This window comes from Cobetia marina (assembly GCF_001720485.1).
Lineage (GTDB): Bacteria > Pseudomonadota > Gammaproteobacteria > Pseudomonadales > Halomonadaceae > Cobetia > Cobetia marina.
In genome coordinates this window covers 1,019,884-1,037,105 of record NZ_CP017114.1, presented here as the reverse complement: position 1 = coordinate 1,037,105, position 17,222 = coordinate 1,019,884, and the positions used below count along the sequence as shown (strand labels likewise).

The following is a 17,222-nucleotide window of genomic DNA, read 5'->3' as shown; positions in this document are numbered from 1 at the left end:
AGTCTCCTCACCACGAGATGGATCACGCATCAAGAAGCCTAGCGTGTCCCCGCGAGCATCAGGACTGATCTTTCTGAGCGCTTGTGGACCACGGATCAACGACATGTCGTCCTATCTGGACGTGAGCCGGGCACAAAAAAACGCCTGCCGCTTTCGCGACAGGCGTTCTCGAGCACCTCACTCCGAACCGATGGCCAGCTCCCTCATGATGCGAACATCATGTGTCGGCGAGCGCCATCCGTCAGGAACTCAGGCGTAGACCGGCAGACGTGCACAGACCTCGGAGACCTTGGCCTGTACCTCGGCTTCGGCAGCGGCGGAATCGCCAGCGACCATCGCCTCGAGGATGTCGCAGATCCAGCCCGCCAGATCCAGACACTCCTGCTCCTTGAAGCCGCGCGTGGTGACGGCCGGGGTGCCGATACGCAGACCGGAGGTGACGAACGGCGACTGCGGGTCACCCGGCACGGCATTCTTGTTGACGGTGATGTGGGCACGGCCCAGTGCCGCATCAGCGTCCTTGCCGGTCAGGCCCTGCTTGACCAGTGACAGCAGGAACAGGTGATCCTCGGTGCCGCCGGAGACGACTTCGAAGCCACGCTCCAGGAACACGGACGCCATGGCCTGGGCGTTCTTGACGACCTGCTGCTGGTAGGTCTTGAAGGACGGATCCATCGCTTCCTTGAAGCAGATCGCCTTGGCCGCGATGACGTGCATCAGCGGACCACCCTGGCCACCCGGGAAGACGGCGGAGTTCAGCTTCTTCTCGATGTCGGCATTGCCTTCGGCAGACAGGATCAGGCCGCCACGCGGACCGCGCAGGGTCTTGTGCGTGGTGGTGGTGACGACGTGGGCGTGGGGCAGCGGGCTCGGGTAGACACCGGCGGCGACCAGACCGGCCACGTGGGCCATGTCGACCAGCAGGTAGGCACCGACTTCGTCGGCGATCTTGCGGAACTCGGCCCAGTCGATGATCTGGGAGTAGGCGGAGAAGCCGGCGATGATCATCTTCGGCTTGTGCTCACGCGCCAGACGCGCGACTTCGGCGTAGTCGATCAGGCCGTTCTCGCCCAGACCGTACTGCACGGCGTTGTAGTGCTTGCCGGAGAAGTTCGGACGTGCACCGTGAGTCAGGTGACCACCCGCGTCCAGGCTCATGCCCAGAATGGTGTCGCCCGGCGAGACCAGCGCCTGGAAGACGGCACTGTTGGCCTGGGAACCGGCGTGCGGCTGAACGTTGGCGTAGGTGGCACCGAACAGTTCGCAGGCGCGATCGATGGCCAGCTGCTCGACCTTGTCGACGAACTCGCAACCGCCGTAGTAACGCTTGCCCGGGTAGCCTTCCGCGTACTTGTTGGTCAGCTGGGAGCCTTGCGCCTGCATGACACGGGGGCTGGCGTAGTTCTCGGAGGCGATCAGCTCGATGTGAGCTTCCTGGCGAACGACTTCGTCGTCCATGGCGCTCAGGAGCGCATCATCAAAACCGGCAATCTGCATGTCACGGGTGAACATCGGGTGTCCTCGCCTGAAGGGTGATGACGACAGCGAATTCCGGCGCGGCCGGATCGCCATCTAGGGGTAAGATCAGGACCAGCATGATACCTCAGCCGGCGGTCCGATTCACATGAATCAGCATCATTGTTAACGCAAGATGGCCTCACGATCGACACGACGATCCCGAGGCCATCCTGCGGCGGCGTCATGCACTGCGCTGATGCTGCCTTTCCGTGCTCACTGCAGGGCGCGCAGCCCTGCCATGGGCGGCTGGCGGCGCACTTCCCGCGACAGCCAGAAGCCCAGCCCGCCGACCAGCACAGCGCCGATCAGCGGCAGGCCGAGCCACAGCCACGGATGCAGCACCACCGGCAGGCCCAGCCAGCCGGAATAGAGCCCGACCGCCGCGCCTTCCGCCAGCATCGCACCCAGCAGACCGCTCAATGCCCCCAGCAGCACGAACTCGGCAGCCTGCAGACGGGCCAGCAGGCTCTGCCCGGCACCGAATACCTTGTAGAGCGCGCCTTCGTGTTCTCGTGCGGGGCGGCTGGCCACCAGGGCCGCGTAGAGCACGCTGGCACCGGCCAGCAGTACCAGACCGAGAATCAGCTCGACGGCCCGCGAGACCTGGGCGATCAGCTCCTGCACCCGCGTGAGAATCGCGTCGATGTTGATCAGGGACACGCTGGGGTAATCGCGCACCAGCGGTGCCAGCGCTCCCTCCTCCTCGAGATGAAACGCCGTCATGTAGCTGTGGGCGAAGCTCTCGAGCGCCCCGGGCGGGAAGATCACATAGAAGTTGGGCATGAAGCTGTCCCAGTCCACATGGCGCAGATTGACCACCTGCGCCTTGAGGGTCTCGCTGCCGATGGTGAACGACAGGCTATCGCCGATGGACAGTCCCATGCGCTGCGCCAGGTCTTCCTCCATCGAGACCGGCACCCCCTGCGCCTCGGCGATGGCCTGACGGCGCGAGGGTTCGGCATCCGCGAAGTCCTCGAGCGGCGCCCAGTCACCTGCCGTCACGCGGTTGTGATCAGGCAGATCACGATGCCAGGTGAGATTGAGCTCTCGCTGGGGCACGCCGCGTGAGGCTTCAGCCTCCCCGGTGCCTTCCTGCATGCCACCGGCCGCCTGTTCCGTGTCCGGCTGACGTTCACGGGTAGCGGCATTTTCCAGCGCCCGCTGCTGTGAGCGACCCAGCAAGGATTCGCCTTTCAGGGCGGTGATGCGCCCTCGCACCATCGGATAGAGCTCACTCAGGCCGTCTTGGGGCGACTCAGCCCCTTGCGCCTCCACGATGGCCGACAGCTCCTCGCCGAAGGCCTGCTGCTGGCCCGGCTGGATGTTGATGGCGAAGTGGTTGGGGGCATTGGCCGGAATCTGCGCCTGCCAGCGGCTGATCAGATCACCACGCACCAGCGCGATCAGTGCCACGGCCGCGAAGGTGACGGCGAAGGCCACCAGCTGACCGAGACTGGCGCCGCGACGCCGCGCCAGCAACCCGCCCGCCAGACGGACCGGCCGACTCCAGCCACCCTGTCCCCGCGTACGCGCCACCACCTTGACCATCAGTGACAGCAGCAGCTGCCCCACCACCAGCAACAGACCCAGCCCGATGATGCCGCCGACCAGCAACCCGGCCGCCAGCATGAGATCGCCCGAGTAGAGCCACATCAAGGCGCCGAACACCAGACTGGCCATCGCCACCACCACCCACGCCGAGGCCGGCAGCGGGGCCAGTTCACGCCGCAGCACCTTGAGCGCACTGACCTGACGCAGGCGCAGCAGCATCGGACCGGCGAAGCCGGCCAGCACCGCCAGTGCCGTCAGAATCCCCAATGCCAGCGGCAAGGGGCCCGGCGCCGGCAGCTCCAGCGGCAGGAAGCGCTCCAGCAGTGCCACCAGCCCCATCTGCCCCAGCAGCCCCAATACGGCCCCCAGGGTGCTGGCCAGCAGCGCCAGCCAGCCAAGCTGAGCGGCAAACAACCGTGACAGCTGACGCTGGGAAGCCCCGAAGCAGCGCCATAGCGCGGCACTGTCCAGATGGCGTTCCACATAGCGGCGCGTCGACATCGCCACCGCGACCCCGGCCAGCAGCACCGCCACCAGCCCGGCCAGACTCAGATACTTGTCGGCACGCTCCAATGAGCGCCCCAGTCGCGGGCGATCCTCACGCACGTCCTTGAGGCGCACCTCGGCATTGTCGGCACTCGCCAGCAGCGGCGCGATGGCATCGCGCGCCTGCTGCACCGCCGCCGGATCGCCAGCGGCCAGCAGGCGATATTCCATGCGTGAACCGGGCTGGATCAGACCGGTCGCCTCGAGATCCGCCATGTTGAACATCAGGCGCGGGCTGAATTCGGAGAAACCGCCCTGCTGGTCCGGCTCACGAGTGATCAGGCCGGTCAGGGTCAGGGTCTTGCGTCCCACGGTGAGGGTATCCCCCGGCGACACTCCCAGCGCCGTGGCCAGGCGTGGCACCAGCCAGGCCTCCCCGGGTGGCGGGATGGCGGGGCGCGTGGCGGCTCTCTCCCCATCAGCCGACCCGTCGTCGGCAGGCTTGCCGTCCGCCCCCGCGATTCGGGTCTCGGGCGTATCGGAGGCAAGCTCGACCTGCCCCATCAGCGGATACCCCGGCGAGACTGCCTTGAGGCTCGAGAGCACGAAGCTGTCGCCATGCGAGGCCATCGAGACCATGCCCAGCTGCGGCGACATCTCGAGCCCGGCCTCCTCGAAGGCCTGCCGGAAACGCGGGTCCAGTGGATTGCTGGACTCCAGCACCAGATCTCCCCCCAGCAGCTGTCCCGCCTGGCGCGTGAGGCCACGATCCAGACGATCCAGAAAGAAGCCGATCATGGTGGTCGCGGCCACCGCCAGCATCAACGCCAGAAACAGCGCCCGCACATCACTGGCACGCAGGTCCCGCAGCAGGCCACGCAACGCAAGCGGCAGACGCATGGCGCCCCCGCGCGGCGATCGCGCGTCAGATGTCATGCTGGCATCAGTCATGCTGCCCTCCTTGCGGTGTGGCTACCGCAGGTGCCGAGGCATCGTCCTGCCATTCGACCAGCTTGCCGGCTTCCAGCGTCAGACAGCGATCACAGCGCCTGGCCAGGGTCAGATCATGGGTGACCAGAATCAGCGTGGTGCCGCGCTCACGGTTGAGCGTGAACAGCAGCTCCGCGATGCGATCACCGGTAGCGGTATCCAGATTGCCGGTGGGCTCATCGGCGAACACCAGCCCCGGTCCCGCCACGAAAGCGCGGGCGATCGCCACCCGCTGCTGCTCGCCGCCAGACAGATGACGCGGCAGGTGATCAAGACGCTCTCCCAGCCCGACCCGCGCCAGCCAGTCACGTGCCTTGGCCTCGATATCGCCCCGGGGCGCCAGCTCCAGCGGCATCAGCACGTTCTCCAACGCCGTCAGGGTCGGCAGCAGCTGGAAATTCTGGAACACGAAGCCCACCTGCCCCGCGCGCAGCGCCGCACGCCCGTCTTCATCCAATCCGGCAAGCGAGGTGCCGAACAGGCGAATATCGCCCTGGGTCGGACTGTCCAGCCCCGCCAGCAACCCCAGCAGCGTGGATTTTCCGGAACCGCTGGCCCCGATGATCGCCACGCTCTCGCCGGCTGCCACGGCAAGCTCTAGATCTTCAAGAATGGTCAACTGGCCGTCACCGCTGGCGACACGCTGGGTCAGACCCGTGACATTGAGGACTGCCGTCGGCGCCTGCGGATTCGCTGCTGACGGTGCCGCGACTGACGCATGATCCGACGCAAAGGGGGCGTCGTTAATGGAGGCGTTATGTGACATCGTGTCTGCTCGCTTATGGTAGTGAACGGGATGGCCATGAACGCCAGTCCCCGAAACGGATGTGAAACGTGTGCAGATGATGGAGATGAGGAATGCAGAGATGGCTGGTGAATCGCCGTGAAACGCAACGTCTGTCCCGAGTCGCCGAACCGCGCGCCGCGCGCAAGACTGCCGGACTCACGCGGCTGCGCAATGCGCTTGCCAGTTCGGCACTGACCCTCGTGGCCGTGCTGGCGCCTCAGGTGGCGCTGGCAGAGGCGCCGGCTCCCTGGCTGGTGGTCGGCGACTCCCTCTCGGCCGGCTACGGCATCGACAGCAGCCGGGGTTGGGTCGCGTTGCTCGACGAGCGCCTCGAGGACACCCTGGGCAACGATGCGCCGGAGGTCATCAATGCCAGCATCAGCGGCGATACCACCGAAGGCGGCCTGAATCGCCTGCCGGCACTGCTCGACCGACACGACCCTTCGCTGGTAATGATCGAACTGGGCGGCAACGATGGCCTGCGCGGCCTTCCACCTGCGCGCATGCAATCCAATCTGGCCAGCATGATCGATGCCGTGGAAGATGCCGGCGCCCAGCCCGTGCTGCTGGGGATCGAGATCCCGCCCAACTATGGCCCGGCCTATACCGACGCCTTCCGCCAAGTCTATCGGGCGCTGGCCGACGAATACTCCGTGCCGTTGGTGCCCTTCATTCTCGAGGGCATCGCCACGGCACCGGCCGGCCAGAAACTGATGCAACAGGACCGTATCCACCCGACGGCCAAGGCCCAGCCGAGGTTGCTGGACAACATCTGGCCGACGCTCAAGCCGCTCGCGCTACCTGCCACACAGTGACCCTGCACGTGTCTACCTTGCCTGAACATGACATGGGGCATCCCGGCCAGAATCAAAGGTGACGGTGGTTTCCCGAAGGGCGTGTCCTCTCGATACGCCCTCTCGATACGCCCTCTCGACAAGCCCTCCCGACAAGCCCTCTTGTCATGCCCTGCCGCCACGCTTTTCATCACGCTCGTCCATCGTGCCCCGCCCGGGGCGCTTCGCCCTTCAGAGCACTGAGGATTCCACCATGAGCAAGTCCCGCAAGGCAGCCCCCGGCAAGTCAGCCCCCACAGCGACACCCGCGCATGCGGCAACCGGGCAGCTCCCGTCGGCCCCCGAAACTCCCCACATGACGCTCGGGCCGGTCTCCAGCGACGCCTACCCTTACGACAAGCGGCTCAAGCGCAAGGTCTACGAGGCCGAGAAGCGGGCCCTGCAGATCGAGCTGCTCAAGGTCCAGCATTGGCTGCGTGACAGTGGCGAGCGGCTTGCCATCGTGTTCGAGGGGCGTGACGCCGCCGGCAAGGGCGGTACCATCAAGCGCTTCATGGAATACCTCAACCCGCGTTTCGCGCGCATCGTGGCACTGGACAAGCCCAACGAGACGGAGAAGGGACAGTGGTACTTCCAGCGCTACGTCTCGCGCTTTCCCACCAGTGGTGAAGTCGTGCTGTTCGATCGCAGCTGGTACAACCGTGCAGGAGTCGAGGCGGTGATGCGCTTCGCCAGCCCTGACGAGGTCGAGCGTTTTCTCATCCAGGTGCCACAGCAGGAGCGCCTGTGGGTCGAGGATGGCCTGCATCTGGTCAAGCTCTATTTCTCGGTCTCCCGGGAAGAGCAGTCCAATCGTTTCGCCAAGCGCGCCGCCGACCCACTGACGCGCTGGAAACTGTCACCGATGGACGCCGTGGCCCAGGAGAAGTGGGACGACTACACCACCGCGGCCGAGGCGATGTTCGCGCGTACCCACAGTCGCCACGCGCCCTGGACGCTGATTCGCTCCGATGACAAGCGTCGTGCTCGCATCGGCGCACTGCGCCATGTGCTCAGCCAGCTCGACTACCCCGGCAAGGACACACGGCTGATCGGCACGCCGGACCCATTGATCGTGGTGGATGCCGGCCGTCTGATCCTGCCCACGGACTAGTACGCCCCTGAGGATGCAGGCGCGGGCGGAGCGCGCTCATGTCGTGTGTGACAGTGTCTCCGGCGCCTTCTGCAGCTGCTGCAGGCCCAGGCCTGCCAGAATCAGCACCAGCCCCGCGAGTGTCGAGGTCAGGATCGGCTCGCCGACGATGAAGTGCAGCAGCGTCAACGACACGGGGGGAGACAGGAAGATCAGATTGGAGACCTTGGCGGTACGCGACACCTTGTGGACCGCCAGCTGCCAGAGCACGAAGGCGATGCCCATCTCGCACAGGCCGACATAGAGCCCGGCCATCAGCGCCTGAGGATTGGCGTCTTCCCCGATGAAGTTGCCAAACCCCGGCCCGATGGCCACCAGCAAGGTCAGGACCGGCAAGGCGACGCTGAAGTTCTGCCACTGGGCGACCAGCGGGGCGCGGGCATCCCGCGCGTTCAGCAGCCAGTAGAGGGCCCACAGCAGGGTCGAGCCCAGCGCCAGTCCGACGCCGAGGGGGTCGGCGAAGGCGACATCGAACACCTGCCCGCGGGTGGCGATGGTCCACACCCCGGCGTAGGCGATCAGCCCTGCCGCGACATCGATGCGCGTCAGGCGCTGCGCGAGGATCGGCACGGCAAGAAAGGCCATCGCCAGTGCCCAGGTATAGTTGAGCGCCATGGCCTCCTGCCCCGGCAGACGTGCATAGGCGCCGAACAGCACCAGATAATAGCCGACCGGGTTCATCAGTCCGGCCCAGGCCGCTGTCCGCCAGCCGCCTTTCCAGCCGCTGGCGAGCGCCTCGCGCAGCCGACCCTGACGCCACATCAGCACGCCGATCAACAGCCAGGAGACCAGCGCTGCCAGCCACACCAGCTCCAGCGGAGACATCTGCGCCAGCGCCAGCTTGAAGGCCGTTGCCACGGTCGACCACAACCCGACCGCTCCCAGACCATAGAGCATGGCCTCCCTGTCCTGACTCATGGCATGCTTCCTCGCAATTCGGACACCGCCATCCTGGCGGTGTCGACCTGACGCCCATGCCCGCCATGCGCGTCGCAGGCTTGAGCATCGCGCGCGTGGCGTGCAGCTGCAAGCCCGTGTACGCAAAGGACGCTTTACGATGACCACCAGCCCCTCTTCGCAGCTACCGCACGCCAACCCGCAGCCCGATCCCCCCTCCACGGCGCTGGTCAGCGCCTACCGTCTCGACGGCAAGGGCAGCGCGACCCTCTTGAGCGATGATGAGCTGCGCCAGGCCTGGCAGGAGCCGGAGGCCTTGATCTGGATGCACCTCGATTACACGCGAGGCGACGTCAATGATTATCTCGCCGGCATCGCGCAGCTGGATGATCCCAGCATCGAGGCCCTCACCGAGCTGGACACACGCCCACGCGTCGCACGTTTCGGCGGCGGCATCGTCACCACCCTGCGCGGCATCAATCTCAACCCGGGTGCCGCGCCGGAAGACCTGCTGTCCCTGCGCCTGTGGATGAGCCCGACTCGCCTGATCACCCTGCGCCGACGCCCCTTCCAGTCGATCACCCAGGTACGCGAGCAGCTGGAAGCCGGCCAGGGAGCCGAAAACATCTCCTGGCTGCTGGCGATGATCAGCGATGCGCTGGTCGATCGCGTCGCCGAGCTAAGCCACCGCCTTGACGATCAACTGGCGATCCTCGAGGAGGATCAGCTCAATGACGTGGAGATCGATCCCGACGACATCACGCGGCTGCGCCGCCCGTTGATCACCCTGCGGCGCTTCATGGGGCCTCAGCGCGACTGCCTGGCCCAGCTGGCTCAGGGGCCCTTGTGGATCGATGAGCAGGCGCGACTGGACCTGCGCGAGATCGCCAACCAGCTGTCGCGTTACGTGGAGGACTTTCAGGCCATGCAGGAACGCGCCCTGATCCTTCACGAGCAGCGCATGAGTGAGCACAACGAGCAGCTCAACCAGCGCATGTACCTGCTCTCCGTCATCACCGCCGTCTTCCTGCCGCTGGGCTTCCTCACCGGACTGCTGGGCGTCAATGTCGGCGGGATTCCCGGCAGCGAGAGCCCATGGGGCTTCACGCTGTTCGTCGGCATGACGCTTGGGGTCGTCGCGATGCAGATGTGGCTGCTCAAGCGCAAGAAATGGTGGTGACGCGGATCGGGGCATCCGTCACGGTGTCGGGGTGCCCTGTTCGCGGCTGGCGCGGTCGATATGACCGAGATCGCGCTCCGGGTCGAGCACATCACGCACGCGTTGCTTGAGGTCACGGCTGTCCGGGAAGCCGCCATCCCGCTTGCGCTCCCAGAGCACCTGCCATTCGGCGTCAGGCGCAGGCTGGCAGAGCACCTCGAAGTGTCCGCCGTGACTGGGCGCGAGAGCGACCTCATCCAGCGCTTCCCCGAAGGTGGAGAGCAGTTCCTGGGCATACCAGGCCGCGCGCAGCAGCCAGTTGCAGCCGGTGCAGTAGTGAATGCGAATCTTGAGCGTGGACGGTTGATCCATGAGAGCGAGCGTTCCAATCGTGAGTGAAGAGTTGCCGTTCCCACTTCACTGCAGCGAGGCGTTCGGGTCAATGCCGAAATGCGTGCAGGGATGAGAGCGTCGACAACTGGCACTGGGCATCCCCGCACGGGCACGGAATAATGAGGATTCAGCCGCCGACCTTCGGAGCCATGCATGTCAGACCCGTCATCGTCCTCGTCCCCATCGTCTCCCTCCTCGCGCTCGGCCTCAAGGCCCTCGTCAGATGCCTCGACGGAGGCCACGACGACAGGGACGCCTGACCCCCAGAAGGAGCACGCCACGGGACAACGCCCGGAGCAGGACCAGGTCAAGGACACCACCAGCGGCGCCCAGAGCCGCTTCTTCGAGCGCATGACCGGCGATGAAGACTCGCGCATGTGCAAGGATATCTCCGAGGATGCCTGCCATCAGCAGCCCGGCAATGTCTGGCGCCATCTGCTGGCCTCGCTGGGGACCAAGCTGGCCGACGAGCTGGCAAGTGCACGCCTGGTGCTGCCGTGGCTGCTGGGATTGATCGGCGCCCCGGTGTGGATGGTGGGGCTGCTGGTGCCGATTCGTGAAGCCGGCGCCCTGCTGCCGCAACTGGTGGTGGCGGGCTTCATCCGCCCGCTCCCGCGGCGCAAATGGGTCTGGGTCGCGGGGTCCGTGCTGCAAGCGCTGATGGCCTTCAGCCTGGTGATCATCACGCTGCTCTCTCGAGGCGACGGTGACAGTGGCCTGGGCGGCAGCCTGGCCGGTGGCCTGGTGCTGGGGTGTCTGGTCGTGCTGTCACTGGGGCGTGGCGTGGCCTCCATCGCCACCAAGGACGTGCTGGGCAAGACGATCGCCAAGCAGCGCCGTGGCCGCCTGATGGGATGGAGTGGCAGCCTGGCCGGCGCCATGACGTTGCTCGCGGGGGGTGTTCTGATGCTGCTGGGCGAGCAGCCCGGTCAACAGGTGCTTGCCACCCTGATGGCGATCGCGGCACTGGGCTGGAGCCTGAATGCTTTCTGCGCGGCGCTGATCAAGGAAGATCGCGGCGCCACCAGCGGCGGTGCCAATGCCTGGGACACCGTGCGCCAGGGGTTCAGCCAGCTGCGCCATGACGCCGCCTTCCGCAATTTCAATCTGGCGCGTGCGCTGTTGCTCTCAAGTGCCCTGGCCCTCCCCTACATCGCGCTGCTGGGCCAGCAGCAGAGTGGCGAAAGCCTCGGCGGACTCGGGGTACTGGTGGTCGTGTCAGGCCTGGCGGGCATGGTCGCCAGCCCCATCTGGGGCAAGCTTGCCGATACCTCGAGTCGGCGCGTGATGCGCAACGCCGGCGCCGGTGCCGCCGTGTGCTGCGCGCTGGCCGGCAGCATGGTGTGGTGGCCCGGAGCGCTTTCCGACAGCGTCTGGAGTTATGCCGTGGTCTACGGGTTGCTGGTGATCGCACATTCCGGCATCCGTCTGGGACGCAAGACCTACGTGGTGGATCTCGCCAGCGCTGACAATCGCGCGCTCTACGTGGCTCTGTCCAACACCCTCACCGGCGTGCTGATGCTGGTGCTGGGTCTGGCCATCGGCGGTCTGGCCCAATGGCTGGGCAGCGAGTGGCTGCTGCTGATTCTGGCCGGTGTCGCCACGGCGGCCGCCCTGTGTGCGCAACGTCTGCCGGAAGTGGAAGACGACTGATACCGGACAGAGCGGTCTGCCAAACCTCGCGACGGGGGCCCGGGACAGACGCTGGCCCCCGACACATTAGCGGCTGCGATTGCATAAGCCGCGTCTCCCCGCCATAGTGAAACCGATGATGGTGCTGGAATGTCCGGGCACACGGACAGGCACCCGATACCCGTACTCTCGGGCTCGGTCACAAGGGCCGGGTTCTTTAGCCGCAAGGATCAGTGCCAGATGAAAAGACCCCACATGATCAGCCCCGAGCTGCTCGAGAGAGTGGTGAATGCCTCGGACGATGGCATCGTGGTGGCCGAACAGGAAGGTGACGAGAACATCCTGATCTACGTGAATCAGGGCTTCGAGCGCCTTACCGGTTACAGCGCCGACGAGATTCTCTACCGCGATTGCCGTTTTCTGCAGAATGACGACCGTGACCAGCCACAGCTGGACAACATCCGTGCCGCGCTGCGCGACAAGCGCCCGTGCCGCGAGATACTGCGCAACTATCGCAAGGATGGCAGCCTGTTCTGGAACGAACTCTCCATGACACCGGTCTTCGACGAGCACGACAATCTCCAGTACTTCGTCGGTGTCCAAAAGGATGTCACCAGCCTGATGACCGCGCATGAGGAGCTGGAGCGCCTGCGGGAAGCCCGCAAGAGCGATGTCGAGTGATCACTGACACGCTCCCCTCCTTTCGGCCATGAACCACTCGCCAACGCCCACCACCCGGTGGGCGTTGGCGTTCGTGCGCAGACGAAAACTTCCCCGCGACCCACCAGAGCATGCTTCCACGCACACAGGACTTGTCATCGAACTTCTCCAGCGCTATATAGCGAAGGAGCCTTCGGCAGGTCGCCGCAGGCGGTGTCTGACGCCTCGCGTCTGGCAGACTGATTCATGATCGGGAGGTCCGCCCATGGCCCGCGAACAATTCCTCGACGATATCGATGCTACCGCCCTGGCGGAGGAAGCCACCAACGACGTGGACTTCGAACTGTCTTCCAGCTCCACCCCCGCCAGGCCCCAGCGCAGCGACTCACGCCAGCGCCTCGAAGCCCTGCTGGAAGAACGTGCGCTGGCACGCTCCATCCGTGAAGGCTGGGACGATGAAGCGGATGATGATGACCTGCTGGACGCCAGTGACTGGGGAGAGGAGGAGTGAGCGCCTCGCGATGAGGCCGGGGCTGGCCTCGAGATGCCCCTTCAGGGAAGGTTCGCCACACCGCTTCCCGGTGAAGGCCAGGGGGTTGCAGCCCCGTCAGCGAACCGGCCATGGAATGGCCGCCGTCACGCCAACGATGGCCCTGACTGGTCAAGCGTGACCACGGGCACTATCATCAGCGCGTCATTCCATTCTCCAACCAAATTGGGATTCCATGGCGCAATACGTCTATACCATGAACCGGGTGGGCAAGGTCGTCCCCCCGAAGCGCGAGATTCTCAAGGACATCTCGCTGTCCTTCTTCCCGGGTGCCAAGATCGGTGTGCTCGGTCTCAACGGCTCGGGCAAGTCCTCGCTGCTGCGCATCATGGCCGGCGTGGATCAGGACTACAACGGCGAAGCGCGTCCCATGCCGGGCCTCAATGTCGGCTACCTCCCCCAGGAGCCGGAGCTCGATGATTCCAAGAACGTGCGCGAGTGCGTCGAGGAATCTCTGGCCCACATCAAGAATGCCCAGGCGGAGCTGGATGAAGTCTATGCCGCCTACGCCGAGCCGGACGCCGACTTCGACGCCCTCGCCGCGCGTCAGGCCAAGCTCGAGGACCTGATCCAGGCCTCCGACGCCCACAACCTCGAGCGCAAGCTGGAAGTGGCCGCCGAAGCGCTGCGCCTGCCGCCGTGGGATGCCAATGTCGGCGTGCTGTCCGGTGGTGAACGCCGCCGTGTCGCCCTCTGCCGCCTGCTGCTCTCGAGCCCCGACATGCTGCTGCTGGATGAGCCGACCAACCACCTGGACGCCGAGTCCGTCGCCTGGCTGGAGCGCTTCCTGCACGATTACGCCGGCACCGTGGTCGCCATCACCCACGACCGTTACTTCCTCGACAATGTCGCGGGCTGGATTCTCGAGCTCGACCGTGGCCAGGGCATTCCCTTCGAAGGCAACTATTCCTCGTGGCTGGAGCAGAAGGACGCTCGCCTGCAGCAGGAAGCCAAGCAGGAAGCCTCACGCAACAAGGCCATCCAGCAGGAGCTCGAGTGGGTTCGCCAGAATCCCAAGGGTCGTCAGGCCAAGAGCAAGGCGCGTCTCAACCGCTTCGAGGAAATGCAGTCCGGTGATTTCCAGAAGCGCAACGAGACCAACGAGATCTACATTCCGCCGGGACCGCGTCTGGGCGACAAGGTCATCGAGCTGCACAACGTCACCAAGCGTTTCGAGGACAAGCTGCTGTTCGACGACCTGTCCTTCACCATTCCCCAGGGTGCCATCGTCGGTATCGTCGGCGGCAACGGTGCGGGCAAGTCCACGCTGTTCAAGCTGGTGACCGGCAAGGAAACCCCGGACAGCGGCGAAGTGGTGCTGGGCGAGACCGTCAAGATCGCCTACGTCGAGCAGCTGCGTGATGGCCTGGAAGACAATCAGACTGTCTGGGAAGCCGTCTCCGGCGGCCAGGACATGCTCAACATCAATGGCCATGAAGTCTCGTCGCGCGCCTATGTCGGCCGCTTCAACTTCAAGGGCACGGATCAGCAGAAGCGTCTGTCTGATCTGTCCGGTGGTGAGCGTGGTCGTCTGCAGCTGGCGCAGACGCTCAAGCAGGCCGCCAACGTGCTGCTGCTGGATGAGCCGTCCAACGATCTGGACATCGAGACCCTGCGTGCACTGGAAGAGGCGCTGCTCGCCTTCCCGGGCTGTGCACTGGTCATCTCGCACGACCGCTGGTTCCTGGATCGCATCGCGACCCACATCCTCGCCTACGAAGGGGACTCCAACGTGGTGTTCTTCGAGGGCAGCTACAGCGAGTACGAAGAGGATTACCATGCGCGTGTCGGCAACGATGCGCCCAAGCGCATGAAGTACAAGCGTATCGATGCCTGATCCGGTGATCTGAACCGCTGGATTGACCAGGACGCCCTTGCCGCTGACGCCGCAAGGGCGTCCTGCGTTTGAGGCAAGCCTCACGAGGGCGCTCCTGCTTCGCCTCTGGCACTTGCAGTCAGGCCGAACACGGGAGATAACGGGGCGAATGCTTGCCGTCACTCACGGCCGTCCGTCGCACACGCCGTCGCGCCACTCACAGGATCAGGAATTGCCCATGAATCGCTGGCTGCAACAGCCGCTGATGTGGTTACGCACCTTCACCACCAGCATCGCCTATCTGCCAAGCCTGCTGGCGACGCTCTATATCCTGCTTGGCTTGATCTCGGTGCTGCCTTCCGGCCTCCCCGAGCCACATGAATTGCCAGCCAGCGAGATGCTGAATGCCCTGACCTTCAAGGAGCACGACACGCCGCGCACCCTGCTGGCGGCACTGGTCGGCGGGCTCATTTCGCTGATGGTCTTCAGTTTCACCATGGTGATGAGCGTGCTGACCCAGGCGGGCGCACAGTTCTCCCACAAGTTGCTGCTGGGGCTGGTGACCGAGCGTCACCATCAGCTGGTGCTGGGACATTATCTGGGCAGTCTGCTGTTCCTGCTCATCAACCTGATGGTACCCAATACCGGCGATTCGCCAACGCTATGGCGCTCCATCGCGGTCTATCTGGGCGTGTTGATGATGGTCAATTGCCTCGGGATGTTCATCTACTTCATCCACCAGGCATCACAATCCGTGCAGATCAATGCCGTGGCTCGCCGCCTGTCCGGGCGCACGCGGGTCTCGCTTGAACGACTGCGAGAGCGCAATCGCCACGACGGTTTCGGCGAGCGCCAGATCACTCGCGACACGTCACGCTGTCAGCTGCTGAGAGCAAAGCGACGCGGCTATGTGCAGCAGGTCGATTTCGCGGCCCTTCGCCAGCTGGCCATCGACCACGACATGATCGTGCACCTGGACTTCGCGCTCGGGGCCTTCATCGTCAGTGGCATGCCGCTGATGCGCATCGAATGGCCTGCGGGCCTGCCCGAAGGCGTCTCGGCGGGTGATGAGCTCGATGAGCACCATCAGGCAGGACTGATCAAGAAGCTGCGCGCGGCACTGGGCTATCTGGATGGGGAATCCGTCGATGACCTTCACGAGCACGGCCTGACCCAGCTGATGGAAGTCGCCATCAAGGCGCTGTCTCCCGGCATCAATGATCCGGGCACCGCACGCCTGTGCCTGCATCAACTCACCGAACTGCTCAGTGAGCGCATGCAGCTGCCCCTGTGCAACTGCTGCGTGGATGAGGAAGATCACATACGGGTCAGCTGGGAGATGGAGAGCTTCGACAGTCTGCTCTACCGCAGCATCTCCCCCATCCTGCACTATGGTCGTGATGACCTCTCGATCTGTCTGGCGCTGCTCTCGCTGCTCAAGACACTGTCACTGCTGGGCAGCGATGACGCGCAACTGGCATTGCTGCAACAACATGCCGACAAGGTGGTGGAGGCCATCCTTGCCCAGGCACAGTTCGAGGTGGACAGGCGCTTCATCGAGCAGGGCCTCAAGGCCGGGCATCATCGTCTGACGCTGCCAGGTACCCCGTGGTGACGTGCTGGCCTGATGACTTGCTGCTGGCCTGATGACTTGCTGCTGGCCTGATGACTTGATGGCTTGCTGACCTGAAGGCCTGATGGCCTGGTGACACGCAAACGCCCGCAGCGGTCGCTACCGTCTGCGGGCGTTTGCGTCGTGATGAAAGCCGTCCGTATCAGGGCTTGCGACGCCCCTTGAAGAACGACACCAGGAACAGCACCAGGAAGACGACGAACAGTACCTTGGCGATGGTGGCCGCAGTACCCGCGATACCGCCAAAGCCGAGTACGGCGGCAATCACGGCAACGATCAGAAAGATGATGGCATAGTTGAGCATGGCAATTCCTTATGTCATGGAGAACCGGTAGTGGGCGACGACCGCAGCGGCACGACGACTGCCTCTGCATGTGGCGCCTCATTCGACGCGCTCGCCCTTCGCTCATCAGGTGTGGCTGCTGACGTGATTGCCAGAGGGCGGAGTCACGACAGACCGCTTGATCACCTTGTCCATGTGAAGATGGTAATCAATACAAGTAAAGTCAAGGCCATGTCTCGAATTGGTAAAAGATTTTCCCGCGCGGGTTGAAAGCCTCCCTCATCATCCGCAGGTCTATTTTCAGGCACACGGCAGGCGGCATCCGGTTGGCCGCACGCATGCAGCTCGGACAAGTGGCGCTGCTTGTCGGGTGCCGCCTGATCTCCATCGAAAACGCCCCGCCAGGAAGTTCCTGGCGGGGCGTTTTCGATGATGCCCATGCGTGTCGCGTCACGGCAGATCTCGTCGGCTCACACATGGGCTCAAGTGACGTTTACAGCGCCGCGATCATGGCCTCGGCATAGGCGATGAGCTCCGGCTCGCTCATGACCTCGACCCGATTCAGGCCACTGTCCACGCTGGCAGGCCGCCCTTCCTTCACCAGCAGCGTACGCGGATAGCCCGCCCCACCGATGCGCTCGCTCAGCTGCGCATGTGCCTCACTCAGATAGACTCCGCGAGTCTCCTGCACGCACAGACTCACCAGCGGCAGACCACCTCGCGCCAGGGCCGCCTCGAAGGCCGGCAGCGCCGGACGCTGACGCACGGTGCAGTCCGGGCACCACTGCGCAATCTGATTGAGGACGAAGGTATCGCCGGCCGCCAGGCGTGCTTCGACATCGGCCAGAGTGGCGAGAGAAGACGTGTCATTGCTCATGGTT

Annotated in this window: 15 protein-coding genes; 8 read left to right on the top strand and 7 right to left on the bottom strand. The window is 64.7% G+C overall.

Features of this window, described 5'->3' with window-relative positions; translation table 11 throughout:
* Positions 1–249: 249 nt before the first annotated feature.
* From glyA to BFX80_RS04395, 3 genes are all read right to left on the bottom strand, one after another.
* Entirely contained in the window at positions 250–1,512 is a 1,263-nt protein-coding gene (gene glyA / locus BFX80_RS04405; protein ID WP_077375029.1) for a serine hydroxymethyltransferase, read from the bottom strand.
* Positions 1,513–1,731: 219 nt separating this feature from the next.
* Entirely contained in the window at positions 1,732–4,455 is a 2,724-nt protein-coding gene (locus tag BFX80_RS04400) for an ABC transporter permease (protein ID WP_157109516.1), read from the bottom strand.
* A 43-nt stretch (positions 4,456–4,498) separates the two neighbouring features.
* Positions 4,499–5,311: an ABC transporter ATP-binding protein gene (locus BFX80_RS04395; protein ID WP_077375032.1), complete on the bottom strand. Its 813-nt coding sequence runs from the start codon at positions 5,309–5,311 to the stop codon at positions 4,499–4,501.
* A gap of 92 nt (positions 5,312–5,403) precedes the next feature.
* On the opposite strand from BFX80_RS04395, the gene BFX80_RS04390 reads away from it, so the two are divergent.
* Both BFX80_RS04390 and ppk2 read left to right on the top strand, forming a co-directional pair.
* Entirely contained in the window at positions 5,404–6,147 is a 744-nt protein-coding gene (locus BFX80_RS04390) for an arylesterase (protein WP_084208051.1), read from the top strand.
* 232 nt (positions 6,148–6,379) lie between these two features.
* Positions 6,380–7,279 (top strand): polyphosphate kinase 2, encoded by a 900-nt coding sequence (gene ppk2, locus BFX80_RS04385; RefSeq protein ID WP_084208050.1) that lies wholly within the window; start codon positions 6,380–6,382, stop codon positions 7,277–7,279.
* A 36-nt stretch (positions 7,280–7,315) separates the two neighbouring features.
* Here the strand turns inward: ppk2 and BFX80_RS04380 are convergent, their stop codons facing one another.
* Entirely contained in the window at positions 7,316–8,236 is a 921-nt protein-coding gene (locus BFX80_RS04380) for a DMT family transporter (protein ID WP_084208049.1), read from the bottom strand.
* 139 nt (positions 8,237–8,375) lie between these two features.
* Between BFX80_RS04380 and BFX80_RS04375 the strand changes: the two genes are divergently transcribed.
* Entirely contained in the window at positions 8,376–9,395 is a 1,020-nt protein-coding gene (locus tag BFX80_RS04375) for a zinc transporter ZntB (RefSeq protein ID WP_077375044.1), read from the top strand.
* 18 nt (positions 9,396–9,413) lie between these two features.
* Here BFX80_RS04375 and BFX80_RS04370 read toward each other — a convergent pair whose 3' ends face one another.
* Positions 9,414–9,746 (bottom strand): SelT/SelW/SelH family protein, encoded by a 333-nt coding sequence (locus BFX80_RS04370; protein WP_077375047.1) that lies wholly within the window; start codon positions 9,744–9,746, stop codon positions 9,414–9,416.
* Positions 9,747–10,118: 372 nt separating this feature from the next.
* Between BFX80_RS04370 and BFX80_RS04365 the strand changes: the two genes are divergently transcribed.
* The 5 genes from BFX80_RS04365 (at position 10,119) to BFX80_RS04345 (ending at position 16,040) form a co-directional block, all read left to right on the top strand.
* Positions 10,119–11,420, top strand: coding sequence for an MFS transporter (locus BFX80_RS04365; protein ID WP_084208048.1), 1,302 nt, complete (start codon positions 10,119–10,121; stop codon positions 11,418–11,420).
* A 219-nt stretch (positions 11,421–11,639) separates the two neighbouring features.
* Positions 11,640–12,080 (top strand): PAS domain-containing protein, encoded by a 441-nt coding sequence (locus BFX80_RS04360; RefSeq protein WP_077375053.1) that lies wholly within the window; start codon positions 11,640–11,642, stop codon positions 12,078–12,080.
* Positions 12,081–12,324: 244 nt separating this feature from the next.
* Positions 12,325–12,570, top strand: coding sequence for a PA3496 family putative envelope integrity protein (locus tag BFX80_RS04355; protein ID WP_077375056.1), 246 nt, complete (start codon positions 12,325–12,327; stop codon positions 12,568–12,570).
* 214 nt (positions 12,571–12,784) lie between these two features.
* Positions 12,785–14,446 (top strand): energy-dependent translational throttle protein EttA, encoded by a 1,662-nt coding sequence (gene ettA, locus BFX80_RS04350; RefSeq protein ID WP_077375059.1) that lies wholly within the window; start codon positions 12,785–12,787, stop codon positions 14,444–14,446.
* Between the two features lie 217 nt (positions 14,447–14,663).
* A complete protein-coding gene (locus BFX80_RS04345) occupies positions 14,664–16,040 on the top strand; it encodes a DUF2254 domain-containing protein (RefSeq protein ID WP_127734649.1) in 1,377 nt (458 codons plus the stop codon).
* Between the two features lie 160 nt (positions 16,041–16,200).
* Here the strand turns inward: BFX80_RS04345 and BFX80_RS04340 are convergent, their stop codons facing one another.
* Positions 16,201–16,362, bottom strand: coding sequence for a DUF1328 domain-containing protein (locus BFX80_RS04340; RefSeq protein WP_084208047.1), 162 nt, complete (start codon positions 16,360–16,362; stop codon positions 16,201–16,203).
* A 472-nt stretch (positions 16,363–16,834) separates the two neighbouring features.
* Positions 16,835–17,218, bottom strand: a complete 384-nt coding sequence (locus BFX80_RS04335; RefSeq protein WP_084208046.1) for a TlpA family protein disulfide reductase — start codon at positions 17,216–17,218, stop codon at positions 16,835–16,837.
* Positions 17,219–17,222: the final 4 nt, after the last annotated feature.